Source organism: Kitasatospora sp. NPDC101801 (assembly GCF_044766665.1).
In the GTDB taxonomy this organism is placed as follows: Bacteria; Actinomycetota; Actinomycetes; order Streptomycetales; family Streptomycetaceae; genus Kitasatospora.
Genome location: NZ_JBIWML010000013.1, coordinates 57540 through 75460, shown reverse-complemented (window position 1 = coordinate 75460; position 17921 = coordinate 57540). Strand labels below are relative to the sequence as shown.

Genomic DNA, 17921 nt, shown 5'->3' with positions numbered 1-17921 from the left:
ACTGGACGGTATGCCCGAATTGCCGGAAGTTCAGGCGCTCGCCGAACGGATCGCCGAGGCGTCCGAGGGGCGGACCGTCGAGCGGGTGGACGTGCTGTCGATCCAGGTGCTGAAGACCTTCGACCCGCCGGTGACCGCCCTGCACGGACAGCCCGTCAGCTCGGTCACCCGGCACGGGAAGTTCCTCGACCTGCTGGCCGGGGACGGCCCGCACCTGGTGCTGCACCTGGCCAGGGCGGGCTGGATCAGGCACCGCGCCGCCTTCGCCGACCGCCCGGGCGGCGCCCGCCCCGGCCGGGGTCCAGGGGCGTTGCGGCTGGTGCTGGACGACGGTTCCGGCTTCGACGTCACCGAGCAGGGCACCACCAAGCGGCTGGCCGCCTACGTGGTGACCGACCCTCAGCTGGTGCCCGGCATCGCCCGGCTCGGGCTGGACCCGCTCGGCCCGGAGTTCACCGAGCAGCGGTTGGCCGAGCTGGCGGCCGCGCGGCGCCACCGGCTGAAGACCTTCCTCACCGACCAGACCGGGCTGGCCGGCATCGGCAACGCCTACTCCGACGAGATCCTGCACGAGGCCCGGCTCTCCCCGTACGCGCTGGCCCCGGCGCTGGACCGGGAGCAGCTCGGGCGGCTGTACGCCGCCACCCGGCAGGTGCTGGACTCGGCGGTCGAGCGGGCCCGCGCCACCACCGCCGACGCGCTCAAGGCGGAGAAGAAGGCGGGCCTGGCGGTGCACGGCCGGGCCGGCGAACGCTGCCCGCGCTGTGGGGACACCGTCCGCTCGGTGAACTTCGCCGACTCCTCGCTGCAGTACTGCCCGAGCTGCCAGACCGGCGGCCGGGTGCTGGCCGACCGCCGGTTGTCCAGACTGCTCAAGTGACGGCTCAACTCACCGTCAGGCAGCGGACGGTGGCTGGGCGGGCGAGCAGCTCAGCGAGCTGCCCGAGCCGCGCCGGCCGGTGGTGGCGCCAGCCGGCCAACGAGGTCCACTGCTCCACCGTCAGCATCCGGTCCCGGCAGTTCGGGTCGATGTAGAGCTCGAAGGCCAGGCAGCCGGGCAGCTCGGCGGCCGGTTCCAACTGGGCCTCCAGCTCCGTCCGCAGCTCGTCCTGCCGGCCCGGGGCCGCCTCGTACCCGACCAGTACGGTGAGCACTCGGGCACCGTCAGAACGTGCCGGTGTCGATGACGAAGCGGTACCGCACGTCGCTGGCCAGCACCCGGGCGTACGCCTCGTTGATCTGGTCCACCGCGATGGTCTCGATCTCCGCGCCGAGGCCGTGCCGGGCGCAGAAGTCCAGCATCTCCTGGGTCTCCCGGATGCCGCCGATCATCGATCCTGCCAGCTGCTTGCGGCCGCCGATCAGCGAGAACATGTTGACCGGGGCGGGCTCGGCCGGGGCGCCGACGTTGACCAGGGTGCCGCCGGTGCGGAGCAGGCCGAGGTAGTCGTCCAGCGGCAGGTTGGCCGAGACGGTGTTCACGATCAGGTCGAAGGTGCCGGCCAGCTCGGTGAAGGTGGCCGGGTCGGCGGTGGCGTGGAAGTGGTCCGCGCCCAGCCGCAGGCCGTCCTCCTGCTTGCGCAGCGACTGGCTGAGCACGGTGACCTCGGCGCCCATCGCGTGGGCGATCTTGACGCCCATGTGCCCGAGACCGCCCAGGCCGACGATGGCGACCTTCTTGCCCGGGCCGGCCTCCCAGTGGCTGAGCGGCGAGTAGAGGGTGATCCCGGCGCAGAGCAGCGGGGCCGCCTCGGCCAGGCCGATGCCCTCCGGGATGCCCAGCACGTAGTTCTCGTCCACCACGACGTGGGTGCTGTAGCCGCCGTAGGTGGGCTGCCCGTCCGGGCCCGCCGGGTAGGTGAAGGTCAGCCCGCCGGTGCAGTACTGCTCGTGCCCGGCCAGGCAGTTGTCGCACTCCCGGCAGGAGTCCACGAAGCAGCCGACCCCGACCCGGTCGCCGACCGCGTACCGGGTGACCCCGGGGCCGACCTCGGAGACCACGCCCGCGATCTCGTGGCCCGGCACCATCGGGAACGGGGCCTGGCCCCAGTCCTCGTTGACCTGGTGGATGTCGGAGTGGCAGATGCCGGAGAACTTGATGTCGATCAGGACGTCGTGCTCGCCGACCGGGCGGCGCGGCACGGTGATGCGCTCCAGCGGGGCCTTCGGGGCGGGGGCGGCGTAGGCGGCGACGGTGGTGATGCTCATGAGCGGTGCCTTTCGGTCCGGCGTGCTGTCAGCACCGATCCTGCCGGGGCCGGGACGGGTTACCCAGCACTCCACGCCACCTGGGAACAACCGGACCTGGGTCTGCGAGAACCACCCTTAGGATCGGGGCATGGGCAAAAAGGGTGAACTGGGGACCTTCCTGCGGTCACGACGGGCCCGGCTGCAGCCGGCCGACGCCGGGTTGCAGCAGTACGGCGAGCGCCGCCGGGTGCCGGGCCTGCGCCGGGAGGAGCTGGCCCAGCTGGCCGGGGTCAGCGTCGACTACTACGTGCGGTTCGAGCAGGGCCGGGCGGAGAACGTCTCGGACAGCGTGATCGACGCGGTGGCCACCGCCCTGCGGCTCGACCCGGCCGAGCGGCAGCACCTGCTGCACCTGGTCCGCCCCGACCCCACCGGCCGCCGGCCCGCACAGCAGGTCCGCCCGGGGCTGCTGCGGCTGCTCGACTCGATGCCGGACACCCCCGCCCTGGTGGTCGGACGGCGGACGGACGTGCTGGCCTGGAACGAGGCGCTCGCCGCGCTGATGCTGGTGGACCTGGCCGGGCTGCCGCCGGAGCAGCGGAACCTCACCTGGCTGCACTTCTGCGACGAGCGGATGCGCAGCCGGTACCTGGACTGGGAGTGCAAGGCCCGCGACCTGGTGGCGATCCTGCGGATGGACCTCGGCCGGCACCAGTGCGACCCCGGGTACACCGACCTGGTGGCCCGACTGGCCGACCGGAGCCCGGAGTTCGCCCGGCTCTGGGAGAACCAGGAGGTCCGTGAGAAGACCCACGGCGAGTACACCGTGTGGCACCCCGCGGCCGGCACCTTCACCCTCGCCTACGAGACCCTGCGGCTGCCGGACGACCCGGACCAGGCGCTGGTCGTCTACACCGCCGAGGCCGGCTCGCCCGCCGAGCCCGCGCTCCGCGCGGTGGTGGACGGCGCCCGGGCCGGGGCGGCCCCGGGCCGGTTCTGACGCTCCGTCGGCCGGGACCCGGGCAGGCCCGGCCGACGGAGCGCGCTCAGGACGCGATCCCGCAGTACTGCTGCTGCTTGCCGATCGCGCGGTACATGCAGTCCGCGTTCTCCAGCAGCCGCAGCACGGCGTCGCGGTTCCGGCTGGTCTCCCGGGCGATCACCTCGTCGGGCGGGTAGAACCCGCCCCCGCCGCCGCTCTCGGACGGGTACATCTCGAAGGTGTACGCGAAGACCCGCTGGGTGCCCCACAGCCAGTCGTCGATCGTCCCGTCGGTGATGTACAGGTCACTGGACTGCTCGGGGGTGTAGCCGTTGCTGTTCGCCATGGTCTTCCCGAAGGTGGCGAAGGTGTTGTACTCGTCCGCCGTCATGCCGGTGGCGGTGTTGTTGTACGTCCAGCCGAACGGCCAGAGCACCAGCTCGCTGTAGGTGTGGAAGTCGATCGCGGCGGTGATCTGCTGCTTGCCGCCGACGATCCGGCTGCGGACGAAGTCGGCCACCACCTTGACCTCCTTGGCGGACTCCGCGGCGCTGCCCCGGTAGGTCTCGCTGGAGGTGGAGCCCGAAGAGCCGCCGCAGCAGCCGAACTTGAAGTCCCAGTTGCGGTTCTGGTCGGTGCCGACGTAGCTGGAGCCGGCGTTGGGCTGCCGGTTCTTCCGCCAGCTGCGGTAGTTGCCGGTGGCCACGTCGTACTCGCCGCCGTCCGGGTTGACGTCCGGCACGATCCAGATCTCCCGGCTGTTCACCACCCCGGCGATCCGGCTGTCGGTGGCGTACTTGTCACCGAACTCGTGCAGCAGGTAGAGCGCCATCTCGACGGTGAGGTGCTCCCGGGCGTGCTGGTGGTGGGTGAACAGCACCTCGGGCTCGGCCTCGTCGGTGCCGACGTTGTCGCTGATCTTGATCGCGAACAGGTCCCGGCCCTCGTAGGACTTGCCGATCACCTGCTTGCTCATGATGGCCGGGTGCGCCGCCACCACGGCGTTGATCTCGGCGGTGGCCTCGGCGTAGTTGTGGTACATCGAGTCCTTGGACGGGAAGTCGTTGATCGTGACCCCCAGTCCGGTCTCCGGCTCCGGGCCGGGCAGGGCGGTCAACTTCCAGCCCTGGAACCGGAGTCGGCGGGCCTCGGCGGCGGTGGCGGAGACCACCACCGACTGGGCGTCCACCTCGTCGATCGAGACGCCGACGGCGGCGATGGCGGTGCGCTCGGCCGGCGTGCGCGGGCCGTCGATGGCGTACTGGACGATCGCCTCGTCCAGGGTGGCGGACGAACTCTCGTTCGCCGGTGCGGGTTTGGCGCTGGCCTCGGACGCCAGCGGCATCGCCAGCGCTATCGCGAGCAGGGCGGCAACGGCCGCAGCGGGCCTTCCGCGACTGAGCAGTCGCATGACTGTCCTCCTGTGGGGGTTGTCCGGTAGGACGGATGGCGGGAGGAACTGCGGCGCGCGCCAAGCACGATGGTGGCGGCACTGTCATGCGTGGGTCAAGCCCATCCGTGACGAACTCTTCTGCCAGATGTACTTGTCATGTCACCTGACGTCCGCTCGACTGTCCGATGCTGGCCACCCCGCCAACCCCCCGACCAGGAGAGACCGTTGAGCCTTCGCCGGACCGCCGCCGCCCTGCTCGCCACCACCGTCGCCGTCGCAGTCGCCACCCTGCTGCCGACCGCCCCGGCACAGGCAGCCGCCACCACCGACCTCCCGTTCGCCGGGTCCACCACGGTCGGCCTGCACAACACCTACGACCCGGCCGCCTTCGCCCAGTTGGCCCGCTCGCTGGACACCGGTACCAGCCTGATCGAGCTGGACGCCTGGACCGACACCGTCACCAAGGAGTGGAAGGTCAGCCACTCCAACCCGCTGGGCAACAGCAACAACTGTGTCGCGGCCACCGACGCCTCCCAGCTGTACGGCGGCGGCACCAACAAGAACCTCGAACACTGCCTGGACGACATCCGGCTCTGGCTCGGCGCACACCCCCGGTCCGGGCCGCTGGTGGTCAAGTTGGAGCTGAAGGGCGGCTTCGCCGCGAACCGGGGCATGGGCCCGGCCCAGCTCGACGCGCTGATCGCCGCCCACCTCGGCAGCCGGGTGTTCCGCCCGGCCGACCTGCTGGGCTCGTACGCCACCCTGGACGACGCCGCCCGGGCCGGCAACTGGCCGAGCCGGTCGGCACTGGCCGGGCGGGTACTGGTCGACGTCATCCCCGGCACCGTCGAGGAGCAGAACCCGTTCGACACCCTGCACACCGACGTCGAGTACGGACGCTACCTGCGCGACCTGGCGGCGGCCGGCCGGGTCGGCCAGGCCCAGGTCTTCCCGGTGGTGCACGGCGCGGCCGCGGGCGACCCCCGGGGCAGGTACGGCGAGGCCGACCTGCGCCCGTGGTTCGTGGTCTTCGACGGCGACGCCGCCGCCTACCTGGCCGGGAACATCGACACCTCCTGGTACCAGGCCCGGCACTACCTGCTGGTGATGACGGACGCGCACAACGTCGCCCCGGCCATCTCCGGCACCGCCCCCACCGCCGACCAGGCCCGGGCCAGGGTCACCCAGCTGGCCGCCGCCCACGCCAGCATCGCCACCAGCGACTGGCGTTCGCTGCCGGAGATCCAGTCCCTGGTGCTGCCCCGGGGCTGACCCCGGTCACATGGTGGAAGGGGCTCGATCGGGCGGCCCCTCTGCTCGTAGGCTCCGGCCATGACCCGAGCCGAACTGCCGCCCCTCGCCGCCCGTGCCGCCACCGTCGGGCCGTCCGCCGTACGGGAGATCCTCGCGCTGACCGCACGGCCCGAGGTGATCTCGTTCGCGGGCGGCCTGCCCGCTCCCGAACTCTTCGACGCGGCCGGCCTGCGGGCCGCCTATCACCGGGTGCTCACCGAGATCCCGGAGCGGGCCCTGCAGTACTCCACCACCGAGGGCGACCCTGAGCTGCGCACCGCGATCGCCGAACGGCTGACGGGCCGTGGACTGGCCACCGGGCCGGACGGGTTGCTGGTCACCACCGGCTCCCAGCAGGGGCTGACCCTGCTCGCCACCGCACTGCTGGAGCCCGGCGACGTGGTGCTGGTGGAGGACCCTGGCTACCTGGCCGCGCTGCAGTGCTTCGCCCTGGCGGGCGCCCGGGTGGTGCCGGTGCCGACCGACGACGGCGGCCTGATCCCGGACGCGCTGGCCGAGTTGGTAACCACCGAGCGGCCGAAGCTGCTCTACCTGGTGCCCACCTTCCAGAACCCGACGGGTCGCACGCTGGCCACCGCCCGCCGCCGGGCGGTGGCCGAACTCGCCGAACGGCACGGCTTCTGGATCGTCGAGGACGACCCGTACGGCGAGTTGCGCTACGACGGCGAGGCCGAGCCGTGGATCGCCGGGCTCCCGGCGGCCGCCGACCGGACCGTGCTGCTCGGCTCGTTCTCGAAGATCCTCGCTCCCGGCCTGCGGCTGGGCTTCCTGCGCGCGCCCGCCGCGCTGCGCCGCGCCTGTGTGATCGTCAAGCAGTCGGTCGACCTGCACACCTCGACCGTCGACCAGGCCGCCGCCGCCCGCTACCTGCGCGACGCCGACCTGGACGGGCACCTCGGACGGATCAGGACCGCCTACCGCGAGCGGCGGGACGCGCTGCTCGCCGGTCTGCCCAAGGCCCTGCCGGCGGGCAGCCGGTGGAACCACCCGGCCGGGGGCATGTTCCTCTGGGTCCGGCTGCCGGACGGCCACGACGCGACCGCCCTGCTGCGGACCGCCGTCCGGCACGACGTCGCGTACGTCCCCGGCGCGCCGTTCTACGCCGCCGAGCCGGACGGGCGGACGCTGCGGATGTCCTTCACCACGCACGGCCCCGAGGAGATCGGCGAGGGCCTGCGCCGGCTGGCCGACGCCTTCGCCGAGGGCTGACCACGGCACCGGCCCCACCCGTCCGGGGACGGGTGGGGCCGGGCCGCTCACCGACGGTGGGTCAGGGGACGGTGGGTCAGGGGTCGGTGCGTCAGCCGAAGATCCACCGCTGGTTGTCCCAGCCGTTGCGGTCCCAGAGCTGCACCCTGGTGCCGTTGCCGTTGATGGTGTTCAGGTCCGCGTCCAGGACCCGGGCGTTCTTCTTGGTCTGCAGGGTCTGGCCGTCCCAGATCCAGATCTGGTTGTCCCAGCCGTTGCAGTCCCAGAGCTGCACCTTGGTGCCGTTGCCGTTGATGGTGTTCAGGTCCGCGTCCAGACACCGGTAGTTCTTCTCGGTCTGGATCTTGTAGTAGCCGACCGGCTGGCCTGGTGCCGGGGTCCAGATCCAGGTCTGGTTCGACCAGCCGTTACAGTCCCAGAGCTGCACCTTGGTGCCGTTGCCGTTGATGGTGTTGAGGTCCGCGTCCAGACACCGGCCGCCGTGGCCGCTGGTGAAGCGGGTGGTGCGGTAGCTGGCGGCGAGCGACGGCGCGGCCTGGGCGCCCACGCCCGGCGGTGCCGCCTTGACCGCCCGGAGGCCGTCGGTGGCCGTCGGGGCGACCGCCCCGGCGGTGGTGCCGGCCGACAGGGCCAGCGAGAGGACACTCGCACCCGTCGCGATACCGAGAGCGATTCGGGACCTGCTCATCTGCGCCTCACTTCATCTGCACTGAAATATCGCACCAATACCGCATGACCGAACCCGACCGACCGTCGGGTTCTCCATCAAGGTAGTTCGTGATCGGAGCAGATATCAGCGGCGTACGGTGGTGAACCGGCCGCGCATTCCCGGCCCCGCACTTCCGGCCCGGAAAAGCCGGAACCGCCGCACCCCCGGAGAGGTGCGGCGGCCCGTGGATCGGACGGCTCAGAACTCGGTCGTGATGCTGACCTTGTCGAAGTTGGCCGCGGCGAACAGGCTCAGGTAGACGTAGCCCGCCGGGGGCTTCTTGATGGTCAGGGTCTCGCTGTTGCCGTTCTTCACCGAACGCTGGGTGAAGTTGGTGGTGGTGGCCCAGCTGGTCGGGCTGTAGTACAGGTCGGCGTTGCCCGTGCCACCGGCGACGGTGACCTTGATCGAGGCGGTGCCGGCCGGCACGTTCAGGTAGAAGTAGCTGTAGTTCGCCACGGTGTTGGACACGTTGGTGCGGCGGCAGTTCTTGCCGAGCACCCGGGTGTCGTCGGCCGGGGCGCACTCCGGCAGGCCGGCCACGGCCACCGTGATCGGCTGGGTGGTGGTCGCGGTGGCGCCCTTGTCGTCCGTCACCGTGAGCTTGACGCTGTAGGTGCCCGCCGCGGCGAAGGTCTTGGCCGGGTTGGCGGCGGTCGAGGTGGTGCCGTCACCGAAGTTCCAGGCGCGGGCGGCGATGGTGCCGTCCGGGTCGGTGGAGACATCGGTGAAGTTCACCGCGAGGCCGGTCACCAGCGCGGTGAAGCCCGCCACCGGCGGCTTGTTGGCGGGCGGCGTCGGGTCGCAGCTTCCCGTCGAGCAGCGCGCCAGCCAGGCGGCGAAGTCCGCGTCGTAGCGGGTGCCGATGGTGGAGGTGAGCAGGGTGCGGGCGGCCGCCCAGTTGCCGGCCCGGTAGTACCCGAGCAGCGTGGTGACGTCCGCCGGGTGCTGCTGGATCAGGTAACGGACCGCCAGGTAGCCCCAGTTGTAGACCCGGGTGGAGTCCGCGTTGTCGTAGGTGGTGTCGAACAGCGTGCTGAGCTTGTAGGTGTTCTTGCCCGCCTCGGTCAGCGCGGCGGTGTACGTGACGTTCCGGTACGAGTAGGAGATGTACTCGGCGAAGCCCTCGACCCACATCACGGTCGGGGTGGTCATGCCGGCGTTGAAGTCGCCGAACATGTCGAACCGGCCGTCGAGGTAGTGGGTGTACTCGTGGTTGAGGTTCCAGATCTGGAAGTCCGGACGCACCCACTCGGCCTCGTAGGCGATGAACCGCGGCTGGTTCCCGGCGGCGGCCGGGTTGCCCTCCAGGTACATGCCGCCGTTGTTGGTGCTGATCCCGAAGATCACGCCGGCGTAGGTCTGGTAGTCGGCGCTGGAGTCGAAGGCGTTGACCTCGATGGTGCTGTTGTTGTCGTTCGCCACCGCCCCGGTGTCCTTGACCACGCCGTGGAAGTAGGCGTCCTGGTTGTTCAGGCTGGTGCAGGTGGCGGCCAGGTCGGCCGCGGTCATCGCCTGGGCCACGATCCTGATGCTCGGGCTGCAGGTGTGGTTGATCGTCAGCACGGCGGCGCGCACCCGGTTCGACAGGTCGCAGGTGCCGTAGTACGCGCAGTTGGCCGCGTCGTACTCGGCGGTCATGTCCGCCATCGGGACCCAGATGGACGCGGTCCGGCCGGTCATCGTGGTCCGGTCCAGCAGCTGCTTGAGCAGCGGGCTGACGGCCGACTTCAGCTCCGGGTGGACCAGGAAGCGGCCGAGCTCGCGACCCGCGTTCGCGGTCAGGTAGGACTTGTCGGTGCCGAGCAGGTTGTCGTGGGCGACCGCGAAGTCGCGCAGCACGGTGAGGATGCTCGGGTCCGCCTGCACGGCGGGCAGGAACTCGTCCGTCTGGTGGCCACGGAACAGGATGGTGTAGGCGTTGTTGACCGCCGCCACCATGTAGTACGAACTGTCGTACGAGCTGTTGTAGTTGGTCAGCAGCCGCTTGACCAGGCCCAGGTAGCGGGCGTTCTCCTGGGCGCTGTCGACCAGGATGACCGCCTCGGACAGCGTGGTGCCGTTGGCGTCGTTGACGTCGGCGGCGCGCGGGGCGGCGAAGAAGGTGTCCAGGGCGCCCTGGATCGAGCTCTTCAGCGCCGGGCCGTAGCTGCCGACGGTGGACGCGTTGTACCACTGCACGAAGTACCCGGCGCGCAGGAACAGCACCAGCTGCCCGGTCGAAGTGCTGTTGTCACCCGGGTAGTTGGCCGCGGCGCTGCGCAGCGCGTCGGAGACCGTGACCATCTGCGCCTCGCGGAACAGCGCCTGCGCGTTCGGGCCGGTCAGGCCGAACAGCGTGTTCACGCAGGTCAGGTCCGAGCCCTTGATCTGCTGGACCAGCGCGGCGCCGGTCTTCGAGGTGAAGTCGGCGACGTTGCAGGTGGCCGTGGCACCGGCCGCACCGGGCGCCGCCTGCGACTTGGCGAGGTTCGGGACGTGCTGCGTCTTGTCCTTGACCGCCCGCAGCGGGGCGCGCTCGGAGATCGCGACGGGCTGCTTGCTCTCCTCGGCGGGCAGGTCAGCGGCGGCCACCACGGTGGCCGGCTGCGGGGCCGGGCCGGACCTCGGCGCGTTGGCCGGGGTGGGCTGCGGGCCCTTGGCGCCGACGGCCGCGGCGTGGCCGGCCGGCGCGAGCAGGGTCAGCCCGAGACAGCAGATCAGGGCGGCTATCAGCAGCCGGACGACGTCTTTCGTCGTGGGGGAACTACGCATGAAGGTGGCCTCCGGGCCGGTCTGCGGCCGCGTGTTGGGGACACGCGACAGTGGGGGATTGCGGACCGTGGCAGCGCCGGGAGTCGAGCTCGGACCCGGTTCTGTCGTGAACACGGTGGGGAGTGTGACATGTACCATTGCATACATCACATGGCTGGGGAAGAGGTCCGGCCCCAATGACTCGAACTGAGCGACCGTCAGGCCGGTTCGGCCAGCGGGTGGTTGGCTGGTTGGTGTCCGTCGGCCGGCCACCCCCGGGGCCCGACGGTGATCCGGTGGCCCAAGCCCGCCACAAGGCGGTGATGTCACAGTGACCGACTGTGAAGACCTGGCAGCTCCGCACCCTCCGCGTCGCCGTCCCGTCCGTCCTCTGTGTGGCCCTCACCGCCACCGCCCACCTCGCCCTCGAAGGCGCCCGGCCGCACCTCCCGGCACTGGCCCTGGCCGTGGCCGGCACCACCCTCTGCAACGGGCTGCTGGCCCGGGGCACCCCGGGCCTGGGCCTGACCGGCGCCTGGATGACGGCCACTCAGATCGCCCTCTACGTCCTGTTCGCCCGGACCACGGCCACCCCCGCCCCGATCCCCCGGCCCAGCCACCTGCTCGGCCTGACCGACCCGGGCCTGCCGGTCCCCAGCCCCTCGGTCGCGCTGGCCCTGGCCCACCTGCTGGCCGCCGTGCTCTGCACCCTGCTGCTCCGGCCCGGCCGGGCCACCGTCACCCGGGTGCTCGGACTGCTGCCGCACCCGCCCGTGCGTCGGCGCCTGGCGCCGCAGCCCGTCCGGCGCCCGCAGGCCGAGACCCGGGCCCAGGTGCCCGGCGTTTCTTAGCGTGAACATTTCATAACAGCTGCCCCGGGACACCCCCGGCGGCCCGCCGCGCGTCCTACGGTCGATCAGTCCGCTCACCGCCCCGGTACTTCGGAGGACCCGTGCGCAAAAGGCTGACCATCTCCGCGGCGCTGACCGCCGCCCTGCTGCTGACCGATCCGGCCGGCGCCGCCACCGGCGCCGTCGGCGCGTCCGGCCTCGGCGACTCCTACTACCCGCAGTACGGCAACGGCGGCTACCAGGTCTCGCACTACGACCTGCGCCTGAAGTACCAGCCCGCCACCGACCGGCTCGAAGGCACCGCGACGCTGCTGACCACCACCACGGCCGCGCTGTCCCGGTTCAACCTCGACTTCGCGCTCACCGTCGAGGAGGTGCAGGTCAACGGGCGGAAGGCGGGCTTCGCCCGGACCGGCGAGCACGAACTGGAGATCACCCCGGCCACCCCGCTCGGCAAGGGCGAGCACGCCACCGTGGTGGTCCGCTACTCCGGCGTGCCGTCCGCCGTCACGGCGTACGGCTTCACCTCCTGGCAGCGCACCCCGGACGGCGGGGTGGCCGCCAACGAGCCGGAGTCCGCCTGGTGGTGGTTCCCGAGCAACGACCACCCCTCCGACAAGGCCACCTTCGACGTCTCCGTCCTGGTCCCCGACGGGACCCAGGCGATCAGCAACGGCGCCCTGGTGTCCCAGAGTTCGCGCCTCGGCTGGACCCGGTGGAACTGGCGGCAGACCAAGCCGCAGGCCACCTACCTGGCCACCCTGGCGGTCGGCCGGTTCGAGATCGGCACCTCGGTCACCGCGGGCGGCATCCCGGTGTTCACCGCCTACAGCCGCGACCTCGGCGCCAACGCCGGCGCCGCCCGCGCCAGCCTGGAGCGGACCGGCGAGCTCACCGACTGGCTCAGCACCCTGCTCGGCCCGTACCCCTTCGACACCGTCGGCGGTTACGTCCCCAACACCCGCCCCGGCTACGCCCTGGAGACCCAGAGCCAGATTTACTACAGCCCGCGGATCTTCGCGGCCGGCTCCAACACCTCGATCGTCGTCCACGAGTTGGCGCACCAGTGGTACGGCGACAGCGTCTCGCTCGACCACTGGAGCGAGATCTGGCTGAACGAGGGCTTCGCCCGGTACGCCCAGTGGCTCTGGTCCGAGCACGAGAACGAGGGCACCGCCCAGGAGCTGGCGGACTGGACGTACGCGAGCAAGCCCGCCGAGGACCCGTTCTGGACCGTGCTGCCCGGCGATCCGGGCCCGGACAACCAGTTCCACGCCGCCGTGTACGACCGCGGCGCGCTCGCCGTCCAGGCCCTCCGCAACACGGTCGGCGACCAGGCGTTCTTCGCGATCCTGCGCGGCTGGCCGGCCGAGCGCAAGTACGGCAACGCCTCCATCGCGGACTTCCGTCGGTACGCCGAGCGGGTCTCCGGCAAGCCGCTCGGCGACCTGCTGCAGACCTGGCTCTACACCAGCGGCAAGCCGGCTGCCGGTACCTCACCCGCCGTGCGGGCCAAGGCCGTTCAGGAGCCGAAGTCCTGGTCGGAGATCAAGGCCACCGACAGCGCGCACGACACCCACTGACCCCGGCCCCGGGTGGCCCGCCGGATCGGCGGGCCACCCGGGCGGGCATCAGACGCCGTAGACCCGGACGTTGTCGACCACCCAGTACCAGTTGTTGCTGCCGGTGTAGCGGAACCGCAGTTGGAGGGTGCCGGCGCCGGCCGGGACGGTCAGGGTGTGGGTCTGACGGCCGTTCACCAGGCTGCTGTACGAGGCCAGCTGGACCGGCGTGCCACCGTTCCAGGAGGCCAGCACCTTGGCGGTCTGGGCACCGTCCTGCTGGTAGTAGCTGGTGTACTCGACCTTGACGGTGGCCAGGCCGGAGACCGGGTAGGCCGGGCTGACCAGGGTGGTGTCGTAGGTGCCCGAGAAGGACTTGTCGGCCCACTCGTCGGAGTCGGCGACCGCGAAGACGTTCCGGGAGCGCACGTTGAGCTCGCGGTACTGGTCGCGCTGGGTCCTCGTCCAGAACTCGTCGGTGGTGAACGACCAGCCGCGCCACTCGGTGACCCCGCCGGTGCCCATCGCCGAGTTGTCCACCGACCAGCCGCTCGGCGCGGTGTGGGTGAATCCGAGCACGCACGCCGCGATGCCGGTCTCGTCCACCCGGCCGGTCAGCTGCGGACGCAGCGCGTCGAAGGCGTCCGGGGTGAGGCCCGCGATCGGGGCGCCGTCCAGGCTCCAGGCCGGGTCGATCGCGATGCCCAGGTGGGCCAGCGCGGTCGGCGCGATGTCCACCATCCGCACGTCATAGCGGACCGAACCCGCCACCAGACCAGCGCCGTTGGCGATCACGAAGGTCTGCCGCTCCTCCCAGGTCGAGCCGCCGTGGCCGCCGGTCGGGGTGTGGCCGTGGTCGGCCGTCACCATGATCAGCCAGTCCTCCTGGGCGTAGGTGGCCCGGCCCCGGACCGCCGCGACGATCTGGCCGACCTGGCCGTCCACGCCCTTGATCGCGTCCAGGTACGCCTGGCTGGCCGAGCCGCTCGCGTGACCCGCGTGGTCGACGTTGTCGAGCTGGACGAAGACCGCGTCCGGGTTGCCGTCCCGCAGCCTGGCCACCGCGCGGGAGGTGGTGCCGGCGTCGTACTCGGCGCTCGGGGTGGCCACCCGGGTGTCCACGGTCGCCGAGTAGATGGTGTTCGGGATCGACGCCCAGGAGGCCACCACGTAGGTGGAGAGCGCCGAGTCGGCCCGCTCCACCCGGGTCAGCCAGTCCGGGTAGGCGGCCAGGTTGGGCGCGGTGAAGTTGTTGTCCTTGACGTTGTGCTTGTCCGGCCAGACGCCGGTGGCGATGGTGGTCCAGCCCGGACCCGAGGAGGTCTCGGCCATCGGGTTGGCGTACAGGCTGCTCGCGGCGGTCAGCCCGCCGGCCATCAGGGCGTCCAGGTTCGGCGCGTCGGCGTCCTTGATCCGGTTGAGCATGGTGCCGTCCAGACCGATCACCAGCACCTTGGGGGTCCGGGCGGCGGCGGCGAGCGCGGTGCGGGCGAGCGGGCCGGTCACGAGAGCGGCTGCGGCGGTGCCGAGGAGCAGGCTGCGCCTGGGGAGTCCTGCGGTCACGTCGTCCTCCTGAGGAAGCGTCAGAGCTGGAGCGGGGCGCGGACCACACTCGGGCCGTCCGGTGGCGCGAGCTCCCCCGGCTGCGGTACCCGGCGTGAACAGCGTCCGAACTTCGGTCCAGACCCGTTACCGTTCCGTGGCCAAAGCCCACCCGGGCCGAACGCCCTTCGTGCAGTCAGGAATCGGGCGCCAGGCGGGTGGTGAAGCTGAAGCGGTCACCCCGGTAGAGCGAGCGGACCCGCTCCAGCGGAGTGCCGGTGGTGTCCCGGGTGAGCCGGTGCAGCAGGAGCATCGGGAGGGCCGGCGGGGTGCCGATCAGCAGGGCCTCCCGGGGGGTGGCGAGCACGGTCTCGATCCGTTCGTCGGCCGCGCCGAACCCGATGCCGAGCTTCTCGGTCAGGAAGGCGTAGAGCGACGCCCCCGGGTCGAACTCCCGCTCCAGGGAAGGGATCCGGGCCACCGCGAGATAGGTGCTCTCCAGGCCGACCCGCTCGCCGTCGGCGAGCAGCACCCGCTCCAGGTGCCAGACCGGCGCCCCGGCCGGCAGCCGCAGCTGGTCCGCCAACTGTCCGTCCGCGCCGAGCTGTTCGAGGCCGATCAGGGTCCGGCCCGGCACCCGGCCCTGCCGGCGGACGCCCTCGGTGTAGCTGGCCAGCGAGAGCGGCTGTTCCAGCTTCGGGCCCGCCGCCACCGTGCTGCGGCCCCGGCGCCGGACCCGGCCCTGGATCAGCAGGTCGCGCAGCGCCTGCCGGAGGGTCTCCCGGGACACCTCGTACCTGGCCGCCAACTCCCGTTCGGTGGGCAGCGCACCGCCCTCGCCGAGCTCGTCCAGCAGGGCTTCCAGCTCCGCCTTCACCGCGTAGTACTTGGGCACCCGGCCGTGCTCGGGAATGCCGGACCGGATCGGGGAGCCTGGGACGTCGTTCACCCCGCCATCCTCCCAGCCCGGTCGGCGGCCCGTCCGGGCGGCCCGGCCTCACATCTCGCGGGCCCGCGTCGTCGGACCGACGACCCACCGCACCCACCCGCACCCACGTACTGGAGCCACCACCATGCGCACCCGACTCCTCCACGGACTCGCGCTGCTGTCCCGGGGCCGGGCCCGGCTGCTCGCGGGCGCGGCGGGAGCGCTGACCCTGGTCCCGTTCCTGACCACCCGGTTCGGCCACGTACCGGTCAACGGCCGGATCAAGGAGTGGGCCCGCACCTCGGCCCCGGCCGACCACGCGGAGGTCCTGCACCGCTGGGAGCTGTTCAACGACCTGCGCACGTTCACCGCCGTCCTCGCGTTCGCGCTGCTGATCGCGCTCGCCCTGTCGGCCGGATCACCAGCTCAGAGCCAGTCCCGGCGCTTGAAGACCAGGTAGAGCCCGCCGCAGACCAGCGCCATCAGCCCGATCGCGAACGGGTAGCCGAACACCCAGCCGAGCTCCGGCATGTGGGCGAAGTTCATCCCGTAGACGGTGCCGATCAGGGTCGGCGCGAACAGGATGGCGGCCCAGGAGGAGATCTTCTTGATCTCGTTGTTCTGGGCGTGCCCGGCCTCGGCGAGCTGCTTCATCTCCTCGTTCTGCGCCTGCGAGACCAGGGTGGCGTTGACGGTGAGGATGTTCTGCAGCATCTGCCGGAAGCCGTCCACCCGTTCGGCGGCGGTGGTGGCGTGGTCGGCCACGTCGCGCAGGTTGCGCTGGAGCTCCTCGTCGGTGCCGTACTTGCCGAAGCCGGCCTCCAGGCTGGCCATGATCTGCAGCAGCGGGCGGGTCGAGCGCTGGAACTCGATCACCTCGCGGGAGAGCTCGTAGATCCGTCGGGAGACCTTCGGGTCGCCGCTGAAGACCTCGGTCTCGATCTCGTCGATGTCGTGCTGGAGCCCGGCGATCACGGGAGCGTAGCCGTCCACCACCGCGTCCAGCACGGCGTACAGCACCGCCTCCGGGCCGAGCGCCAGCAGCTCGGAGTCGGCCTCCAGCCGGCGACGGACCACCGAGAGGTCCGGGGACTGCGAGTGGCGCACCGTCAGGACGAACTGCGGGCCGACGAAGAGGTGGATCTCGCCGAAGTCGACCTGTTCGCTCTCGTCCAGGTAGCGGGCCGCCCGGAGCACCACGAACAGGGTGGCGCCGTAGCGCTCCAGCTTGGGCCGCTGGTGGGCGACGATGGCGTCCTCGACCGCGAGCTCGTGCAGGCCGAACCGCTCGGCGGCCTCCAGCAGCTGTTCCTCGGCCGGGCGGTAGAGGCCGATCCAGGCCATCGTGCCGGGCTCGCCGGGCACCTGCCGGTACACCTCGGCCAGGCTGTCGGCACCGGCGATCCGGTGGCCGCCCCGGTACACGGCGGCGTCCACCACCGAGCGCTCCAGCCGCACCCCGTCGTCCAGCAGCTCGGCGCGGGGGTCCATCGAGTGTTCGGGGGCGGGATCGGGCTGCTGACCCGTCGGGCGGGCGAACGGACGCCTGCTCGCGCGGGCCGCGCGGGAACGCCAGTCGGACATGGGAGGCACCTCCGCCGCCCAGTCTCCCGCCGGGTGACCCGCCGCGCACCCAGGGACACGCGGCGGGTGGCGGAGCGTCAGCTCGCGTCGGCCGGGGCCTTCGCGGGGGCCGGCGGCACGGCCACCTTGCCGGGCTGACGCAGGAACAGGAACAGCGTGGGCACCACGTACAGCGTCCAGGCCGAGACCTGGAGCACCGTCGGGTCGGGCTGGAAGTTGAAGACGCCCTTGAGCAGGGTGCCGTACCAGCTGTCCCGGGGGACGGTGCTGCTGATGTCGAACGCGCGGTTCGCCAGGCCCGGCAGGATGTCGGCCTCCTGGAGGTCGTGCAACCCGTAGGCCAGCACCCCGGCGGCCACCACGACCAGCATCGCGCCGGTCCAGGTGAAGAACTTGGCCAGGTTGATCTTCAGGGCACCCCGGTAGAACAGCCAGCCGAGGAAGACCGCGGTGAGCAGCCCCAGGCAGGCGCCGACCAGCGGCCGGACGCCGTCGCTGGTGGCCTGCACCGCCGCCCAGATGAACAGCGCGGTCTCCAGGCCCTCCCGGCCGACCGCCAGGAAGGCGGTGAACACCAGCGCGCCGGTGCCCATCGCGACCGCCGCGTCCAGCTTGCCGTGCAGCTCGGTCTTCAGGTGACGGGCCGTCCGGCGCATCCAGAACACCATCCAGGTGACCAGCCCGACCGCGATGATCGACAGCGTGCCGCCGAGGGTCTCCTGGGCCTGGAAGGTGAGCTGGTTGGAGCCGAACTGGAGCACGGCGCCGAACGCCATGCTCAGCGCGACCGCCACTCCGATGCCGGTCCAGACCGGGGCGAGCGCCTGCCGGCGCTCGGTCTTGACCAGGTAGGCGATCAGGATGCAGACCACCAGGCTGGCTTCGAGCCCCTCGCGCAGGCCGATCAGGTAATTGCCGAACACG

The 17921-nt window shown here is 71.6% G+C and carries 16 protein-coding genes; 7 read left to right on the top strand and 9 right to left on the bottom strand.

What is annotated here, in order from left to right:
* Positions 1 to 10: 10 nt before the first annotated feature.
* Positions 11 to 880 carry an Fpg/Nei family DNA glycosylase gene (locus ACIRPK_RS17525; protein WP_403039361.1) on the top strand — a complete coding sequence of 290 codons (870 nt, stop codon included), beginning with the start codon at positions 11 to 13 and terminating at the stop codon, positions 878 to 880.
* A 4-nt stretch (positions 881 to 884) separates the two neighbouring features.
* Here the strand turns inward: ACIRPK_RS17525 and ACIRPK_RS17520 are convergent, their stop codons facing one another.
* A complete protein-coding gene (locus tag ACIRPK_RS17520) occupies positions 885 to 1154 on the bottom strand; it encodes a putative quinol monooxygenase (protein WP_403039358.1) in 270 nt (89 codons plus the stop codon).
* 10 nt (positions 1155 to 1164) lie between these two features.
* Entirely contained in the window at positions 1165 to 2202 is a 1038-nt protein-coding gene (locus ACIRPK_RS17515; protein ID WP_403039606.1) for an NAD(P)-dependent alcohol dehydrogenase, read from the bottom strand.
* A 136-nt stretch (positions 2203 to 2338) separates the two neighbouring features.
* Between ACIRPK_RS17515 and ACIRPK_RS17510 the strand changes: the two genes are divergently transcribed.
* Positions 2339 to 3190 (top strand): helix-turn-helix transcriptional regulator, encoded by an 852-nt coding sequence (locus ACIRPK_RS17510; RefSeq protein ID WP_403039355.1) that lies wholly within the window; start codon positions 2339 to 2341, stop codon positions 3188 to 3190.
* Between the two features lie 46 nt (positions 3191 to 3236).
* Here the strand turns inward: ACIRPK_RS17510 and ACIRPK_RS17505 are convergent, their stop codons facing one another.
* Entirely contained in the window at positions 3237 to 4583 is a 1347-nt protein-coding gene (locus ACIRPK_RS17505; RefSeq protein ID WP_403039353.1) for a M14 family metallopeptidase, read from the bottom strand.
* Between the two features lie 207 nt (positions 4584 to 4790).
* Here ACIRPK_RS17505 and ACIRPK_RS17500 point away from each other — a divergent pair, with 207 nt between their 5' ends.
* On the top strand, positions 4791 to 5837 hold the full coding sequence (locus ACIRPK_RS17500) for a phosphatidylinositol-specific phospholipase C domain-containing protein (protein ID WP_403039350.1): 1047 nt from the start codon (positions 4791 to 4793) through the stop codon (positions 5835 to 5837).
* A 60-nt stretch (positions 5838 to 5897) separates the two neighbouring features.
* Positions 5898 to 7088 (top strand): PLP-dependent aminotransferase family protein, encoded by a 1191-nt coding sequence (locus tag ACIRPK_RS17495; protein WP_403039347.1) that lies wholly within the window; start codon positions 5898 to 5900, stop codon positions 7086 to 7088.
* 91 nt (positions 7089 to 7179) lie between these two features.
* Here ACIRPK_RS17495 and ACIRPK_RS17490 read toward each other — a convergent pair whose 3' ends face one another.
* Together ACIRPK_RS17490 and ACIRPK_RS17485 are read right to left on the bottom strand one after the other, a co-directional pair.
* Positions 7180 to 7776 (bottom strand): RICIN domain-containing protein, encoded by a 597-nt coding sequence (locus tag ACIRPK_RS17490; protein ID WP_403039344.1) that lies wholly within the window; start codon positions 7774 to 7776, stop codon positions 7180 to 7182.
* 219 nt (positions 7777 to 7995) lie between these two features.
* Complete coding sequence (locus ACIRPK_RS17485) at positions 7996 to 10551, bottom strand: collagenase (protein WP_403039341.1); 2556 nt, start codon at positions 10549 to 10551, stop codon at positions 7996 to 7998.
* 320 nt (positions 10552 to 10871) lie between these two features.
* Between ACIRPK_RS17485 and ACIRPK_RS17480 the strand changes: the two genes are divergently transcribed.
* Positions 10872 to 11381, top strand: a complete 510-nt coding sequence (locus ACIRPK_RS17480) for a hypothetical protein (RefSeq protein ID WP_403039338.1) — start codon at positions 10872 to 10874, stop codon at positions 11379 to 11381.
* Between the two features lie 101 nt (positions 11382 to 11482).
* Positions 11483 to 12964 carry a M1 family metallopeptidase gene (locus ACIRPK_RS17475; RefSeq protein WP_403039335.1) on the top strand — a complete coding sequence of 494 codons (1482 nt, stop codon included), beginning with the start codon at positions 11483 to 11485 and terminating at the stop codon, positions 12962 to 12964.
* 48 nt (positions 12965 to 13012) lie between these two features.
* On the opposite strand, the gene ACIRPK_RS17470 is transcribed toward ACIRPK_RS17475, so the two are convergent.
* Positions 13013 to 14506 (bottom strand): alkaline phosphatase family protein, encoded by a 1494-nt coding sequence (locus ACIRPK_RS17470; RefSeq protein WP_403039333.1) that lies wholly within the window; start codon positions 14504 to 14506, stop codon positions 13013 to 13015.
* A 175-nt stretch (positions 14507 to 14681) separates the two neighbouring features.
* On the bottom strand, positions 14682 to 15434 hold the full coding sequence (locus ACIRPK_RS17465; protein WP_403039330.1) for a GntR family transcriptional regulator: 753 nt from the start codon (positions 15432 to 15434) through the stop codon (positions 14682 to 14684).
* A 124-nt stretch (positions 15435 to 15558) separates the two neighbouring features.
* Here ACIRPK_RS17465 and ACIRPK_RS17460 point away from each other — a divergent pair, with 124 nt between their 5' ends.
* Positions 15559 to 15873: an anthrone oxygenase family protein gene (locus ACIRPK_RS17460; protein WP_403039328.1), complete on the top strand. Its 315-nt coding sequence runs from the start codon at positions 15559 to 15561 to the stop codon at positions 15871 to 15873.
* Here ACIRPK_RS17460 and ACIRPK_RS17455 read toward each other — a convergent pair.
* Positions 15840 to 16997, bottom strand: a complete 1158-nt coding sequence (locus ACIRPK_RS17455) for a magnesium and cobalt transport protein CorA (protein ID WP_403039325.1) — start codon at positions 16995 to 16997, stop codon at positions 15840 to 15842. The two genes, ACIRPK_RS17460 and ACIRPK_RS17455, sit on opposite strands and share 34 nt — an antisense overlap.
* A 77-nt stretch (positions 16998 to 17074) precedes the next feature.
* Entirely contained in the window at positions 17075 to 17920 is an 846-nt protein-coding gene (gene efeU, locus ACIRPK_RS17450; RefSeq protein ID WP_403039322.1) for an iron uptake transporter permease EfeU, read from the bottom strand.
* Position 17921 lies beyond the last annotated feature (1 nt).

What these genes read in the sequence shown, in the direction of transcription:
- ACIRPK_RS17525 (WP_403039361.1), top strand. Translation starts at nt 11, where the DNA reads ATGCCCGAATTGCCGGAAGTTCAGGCGCTCGCCGAACGGATCGCCGAG.
- ACIRPK_RS17460 (WP_403039328.1), top strand. Translation starts at nt 15,559, where the DNA reads ATGCGCACCCGACTCCTCCACGGACTCGCGCTGCTGTCCCGGGGCCGG.
- ACIRPK_RS17510 (WP_403039355.1), top strand. Translation starts at nt 2,339, where the DNA reads ATGGGCAAAAAGGGTGAACTGGGGACCTTCCTGCGGTCACGACGGGCC.
- ACIRPK_RS17455 (WP_403039325.1), bottom strand. Translation starts at nt 16,997, where the DNA reads ATGTCCGACTGGCGTTCCCGCGCGGCCCGCGCGAGCAGGCGTCCGTTC.
- ACIRPK_RS17485 (WP_403039341.1), bottom strand. Translation starts at nt 10,551, where the DNA reads ATGCGTAGTTCCCCCACGACGAAAGACGTCGTCCGGCTGCTGATAGCC.
- ACIRPK_RS17490 (WP_403039344.1), bottom strand. Translation starts at nt 7,776, where the DNA reads ATGAGCAGGTCCCGAATCGCTCTCGGTATCGCGACGGGTGCGAGTGTC.
- ACIRPK_RS17495 (WP_403039347.1), top strand. Translation starts at nt 5,898, where the DNA reads ATGACCCGAGCCGAACTGCCGCCCCTCGCCGCCCGTGCCGCCACCGTC.
- ACIRPK_RS17505 (WP_403039353.1), bottom strand. Translation starts at nt 4,583, where the DNA reads ATGCGACTGCTCAGTCGCGGAAGGCCCGCTGCGGCCGTTGCCGCCCTG.